Annotated in this window: 3 protein-coding genes; all 3 read right to left on the reverse strand. The window is 68.2% G+C overall.

Annotated elements, in window-relative coordinates; all coding sequences use genetic code 11:
• Window positions 1-48: 48 nt before the first annotated feature.
• Genes ACFTZB_RS42920 through rhaI form a run of 3 tightly spaced genes read right to left on the reverse strand, consistent with a single transcriptional unit; the run spans window position 49 to window position 4,724 of the window.
• Window positions 49-1,497 (reverse strand): rhamnulokinase family protein, encoded by a 1,449-nt coding sequence (locus ACFTZB_RS42920; RefSeq protein ID WP_378441641.1) that lies wholly within the window; start codon window positions 1,495-1,497, stop codon window positions 49-51.
• A gap of 5 nt (window positions 1,498-1,502) precedes the next feature.
• Window positions 1,503-3,548 (reverse strand): bifunctional aldolase/short-chain dehydrogenase, encoded by a 2,046-nt coding sequence (locus tag ACFTZB_RS42925; RefSeq protein WP_378441643.1) that lies wholly within the window; start codon window positions 3,546-3,548, stop codon window positions 1,503-1,505.
• 9 nt (window positions 3,549-3,557) lie between these two features.
• Complete coding sequence (gene rhaI, locus ACFTZB_RS42930; protein ID WP_378441645.1) at window positions 3,558-4,724, reverse strand: L-rhamnose isomerase; 1,167 nt, start codon at window positions 4,722-4,724, stop codon at window positions 3,558-3,560.
• Between the last annotated feature and the right edge of the window lie 195 nt (window positions 4,725-4,919).

Raw genomic sequence — 4,919 nt, forward strand, 5'->3', positions numbered from 1 at the left:
ACCGATGGGTGACCGGCCGCCTGGGGTTGCGTCGATAGGAGAGCGGTGTCAATGGCGGGCGAGGCACCGCCCCTGCGCGCCCACCGGGGATGGCAGGTACTCCCGTGTCCGTTGGGTCTGCGCGAGCGCGTGGCGGATGTCATCGAGTGTGTCCGGGGCCGCCCCGTGGGCGCGGGCCTGGACCAGGACGTTCCCGAGTGCGGTCGCTTCGACGGGTCCGGCGATGACGGGCAATCCGGATCGGTCGGCCGTCAGCTGGCACAGCAGCGCATTCTGGGAACCGCCTCCGACAATATGGATCACCTCCACCGTGGCGCCCGTCAACGCGACCGCTTGACGGATCGTGTCGCGGTACGCGGTGGCAAGCGAGTCGAGGATGCAGCGGACGACCTCGGCCGGGCTCGTCGACGACGGCAGTCCCGCGGCCGTGCAGATCCGGGTGGGCATGTCGCCGGGGCGGATGAACTCGGTGTCGTCGATGTCGATTTCCGGTCCGCCGGCCGGGAGGGCCGTAGCCTCGGCCAGCAGAGCGTTCAGCTCCACTTTTCGGCCACCCTCCTTCCATGCTCGGATGGATTCCTGGAGCAGCCACAGGCCCCCGACATTGCGGAGGAAGCGGGTGCGCCCGTCGACGCCGCCCTCGTTGGTGAACTTCGCTTGCCGCGCCTGAGCGGTGAGTACCGGGGCGGCGAGTTCGACACCGGCGAGCGACCAGGTGCCGCTGGAGACGTAGGCGAATCGGGGGTTGGTGGCCGGGACTGCGGCCACCGCCGATGCGGTGTCGTGGGAGCCGACGGTGGTCACCGCCGTCGACCGCGACAGTCCCGTGGTCTCCGCCAGTTCCGGCCGCAGTATCCCGCGCTGCTCGCCCGGCTGCTGCAGCGGCGGCAGAAGTGACCGCGGGATGTCGAGACGGGTCAGCAGTTCCCGTGACCAGGTTCCGGTCCGCACGTCGAGCAGACCGGTCGTGGAGGCGTTCGTCGCCTCGGTCCGGAGCTCGCCGGTGAGCCAATAGGCGAGCAGGTCGGGCAGCAGCACGATGTGCGCGGCCCGGTCCCACAGTGCCGACTCCTGCTCTGCGACGAGTTGGTACACGGTGTTGAACGGCAGGTACTGCAGGCCGTTGATTCCATACAAACCCTGCCGGTCGATGCGGTCGTGGACGGTGTCGATCACCGCATCGGTGCGGCCGTCCCGGTAGGAAATCGGTTCGGTGAGCAGATTCCCGTCGGCGTCGAGCAGGCCGTAGTCCACCGCCCAGGTGTCGATGCCGATCGATTCGACCTCCGGGAACCCGACCGCGAGGGCCCGCAGACCGGTGAGCACTTCCCGGTAGAGGCCGGTGATGTTCCACCGCAGGTGCCCGTCCCGTTCACGGACCCCGTTGGTGAAGCGGTGCACGGTGTGCAGGGTGGTGCGGCCGCCGTCGACCACCCCGGCGATCACCCGGCCACTGGAGGCGCCGATGTCGACGGCACCGAAAACTCTGGCAGGCATGGGGTTTACCGGAGGAAGGCGGCGGCGACGCCGGCGTCGACGGGGATGTGCAGGCCGGTGGTGTGGCTGAACTCGTCGGAGGTGATCAGCGCGGCGGCGTTGGCGACGTGTTCGGGCAGCACCTCCCGCTTGAGCAGGGTGCGCTGGGCATAGAACTCACCGAGCTTGTTCTCCTCGACCCCGTACACCGCGGCGCGCTTGGCGCCCCAGCCGCCGGCGAAGATGCCGGACCCGCGGACCACGCCGTCGGGGTTGATGCCGTTGACCTTGATGCCGTGTCCGCCGAGTTCGGCGGCGAGGAGCCGGACCTGGTGCGCCTGGTCGGCTTTCACCGCGCTGTAGGCGATGTTGTTGGGTCCGGCGAAGACCGAGTTCTTGGAGGAGATGTAGACGATGTCACCGCCCAGTTCCTGGTCGATCATCGCCTTCGCGGCGGCCTGGGCCATCAGGAAGCTGCCCTTGGCCATCACGTCGTGCTGCAGGTCCCAGTCCTTCTCGGAGGTCTCGAGCAGCGGCTTGGAGATGGACAGTCCGGCGTTGTTGACGAGCAGGTCGATCCCGCCGAAGGCGAGCAGGGTCGCGTCGACGGCGGCGCGGACCTGGGCGGCGTCGGTGACGTCGGCCGCGACACCGACCGCGACGTCGGCGGTGCCGATTTCCTCGGCGGCGGCGCGGGCCTTGTCCGCATCGAGGTCGGCGATCACCACGCAGGCGCCCTCGGCGGCCAGTCGGGTGGCGATGGCCTTGCCGATGCCGCTGGCGGCGCCGGTGACCAGGGCGATGCGGCCGGCGTGGGAACGGGGCTTGGGCATGCGCTGCAGTTTCGCCTCCTCGAGCGCCCAGTACTCGATGCGGAACTTCTCACTCTCGTCGATCGGGGCGTAGGTGGAGACGGCTTCGGCGCCGCGCATCACGTTGATTGCGTTGGTGTAGAACTCGCCGGCCACGCGGGCGGTCTGCTTGTCCTTGCCGTAGGAGAACATGCCCACGCCGGGGACCAGTATGATCGCCGGGTCGGCGCCGCGGATCGCGGGGGAGTCCGCGGTGGCGTGCCGGGCGTAGTAGGCCTGGTAGTCGGCCCGATACGCCTCGTGCAGCTCGGTCAGGCGGGCGACGGCGTCCTCGACGGACGCGGTGGCGGGCAGGTCGAGCACCAGCGGCTTGACCTTGGTGCGCAGGAAGTGGTCCGGGCAGGAGGTGCCGAGTTCGGCCAACAGGCCGAGCTTTTCGCTGGCGAGGAACTCGAGGACGACGTCGGTGTCACTGAAGTGCCCGACCATCGGCTTGTCGCGGGAGGCTACCTTGCGCAGGTGCGGTGCCAGCGCGGCGGCATTGGCGCGCCGTTCGTCTGCGGGCAGGGCGGTGAACCCGTCGACGACGCCGCCGAACGGGGTGGCGGATCCGTGCTGATCGAGGTAGGCCTGGGCGGTGTCGATGATCCACTTCGAGTTGGCTTCGGCCTCTTCGCTGGTGGTGCCCCAGGCGGTGATGCCGTGGCCGCCGAGGATGGTGCCGATGGCATCGGGGTGGGCGTCCTTGACCTCGGCGATGTCGAGGCCGAGCTGGAAGCCGGGCCGCCGCCACGGCACCCACACGACCTTGTCGCCGAAGATGGTCTTGGTGAGCTGTTCGCCGTCCTTGGCGGTGGCGATCGCGATGCCGGAATCGGGGTGCAGGTGGTCGACATGGGCGGCGTCGACGAGACCGTGCATGGCGGTGTCGATCGAGGGGGCGGCGCCGCCCTTGCCGTGCAGGCAGTAGTCGAACGCGGCGACCATCTCGTCTTCCCGCTCGACGCCCGGGTAGACCTCGACGAGGGCTCGCATCCGGTCCAGGCGTAGTGCGGCCAAACCCTTCTCGGTGAGGGTGCCGAGGTCGCCGCCGGATCCCTTGACCCACAGCAGCTCGACGCTCTCCCCGGTGACCGGGTCGATCTCGGAGCCCTTGGCGGAGGTGTTGCCGCCGGCGTAGTTGGTGTTCTTCGGATCGGACCCGAGGCGGTTCGATCGGGCCAACAGTTGTTCGACAGTGGTGTTGGTGTTGTCGCTCATGATGTTCTTTCAGGCTCCCCATCCGGCTTGGGTGCCGCCGACTCGTTCGGCGGCGATGTGGTCTGCGTATCCGCTGTCGCGGAAGGCTCGCATCGGATTCGCGGGCAGACCGCGCGAGGTGCGCCAGTCGGCCAGGTCCGAGCGGACATCGGTGTAGTAGGCGTCCATGAACACCTCGTTGGCGCCGAGGACGTCGCCGTCGCGTTCGGCCTCGGCCAGCGCGTCGCGGTCGACGAGCAGGGCGCGGGTGGTCATTTCCTGCACGTTGAGGACCGAGCGGATCTGCCCGGGGATCTTCTCCTCGACGTTGTGGCACTGATCGAGCATGAACGCCACGCCGCTGTCGGGTCCGTACCCGCCGCCGCGGACGACCTCGAACATGATGCGGAACAGCTGGAACGGGTCCGCGGCGCCGACGATCAGGTCGTCGTCGGCGTAGAAGCGGGAGTTGAAGTCGAACGATCCGAGTCGGCCCAGGCGCAGCAACTGGGCGACGATGAACTCGATGTTGGTGCCCGGCGCGTGGTGCCCGGTGTCCAGGCACACCAGGGCCCGCTCGCCGAGCGCGACGCAGTGCGCGTACGAGGTGCCCCAGTCCGGGACGTCGGTGGCGTAGAAGGCGGGCTCGAAGAACTTGTACTCGAGCACCAGCCGCTGCTGCTCACCGAGGCGCGCGTACACCTGCCGCAGCGAGTCGGCGAGCCGGTCCTGGCGACCACGCAGGTCACCCTGACCGGGGTAGTTGGTGCCGTCCGGGAGCCAGATCTTCAGGTCCCGGCTGCCGGTGACGCCCATGATGTCGATGCACTCGTGCATGTGCGCGATCGCCTTCGCGCGGACCTTCTCGTCGACGTGGGTGAGACTGCCGAACTTGTAGTCCTCGTCCTGGAACGTGTTGGTGTTGATCGTGCCCAGCCGCACCCCGAGGTTCGCCGCGTGGGTGCCCAGTTTGTCGAAGTCTTCGACCCGGTCCCACGGGATGTGCAGGGCCACCGACGGCGCCAGCCCGGTCAGCTCGTGCACCTTCGCCGCATCGGCGATCTTCTCGTAGGGATCGCGCGGCACCCCGGCGGTGCTGAACACCTTGAAACGGGTGCCGGAGTTGCCGAACGCCCACGACGGGAGCTCGATGGCCTGGTCCGCGAGCAATCCGGCGATATCGCTGAAAGTCGGCATGTCGTCATCCTCGTTGAAGTGTTTTGAAACGTTTTAAACTGTGATCAGTGTAACTCCAGCAGTCGGTTGTCTGTCAAGACCAGCGGAGAAGCGAGGTTAGCCTCGATCTTGCATGTCTCTGACGTGCTGGCCTGAGCGGTTTCGGGTTGGGTGTTTGGGGCGCGGATTCGGTGCTCGGCAATGAGCGTTCGCCCG

Source organism: Rhodococcus sp. NPDC057014, assembly GCF_042673295.1.
Classification (GTDB): Bacteria; Actinomycetota; Actinomycetes; order Mycobacteriales; family Mycobacteriaceae; genus Rhodococcus_F.

Excerpts from the sequence above, each read along its gene's own strand:
- ACFTZB_RS42920 (WP_378441641.1), bottom strand. The coding sequence starts at position 1,497 with ATGCCTGCCAGAGTTTTCGGTGCCGTCGACATCGGCGCCTCCAGTGGC.
- ACFTZB_RS42925 (WP_378441643.1), bottom strand. The coding sequence starts at position 3,548 with ATGAGCGACAACACCAACACCACTGTCGAACAACTGTTGGCCCGATCG.
- rhaI (WP_378441645.1), bottom strand. The coding sequence starts at position 4,724 with ATGCCGACTTTCAGCGATATCGCCGGATTGCTCGCGGACCAGGCCATC.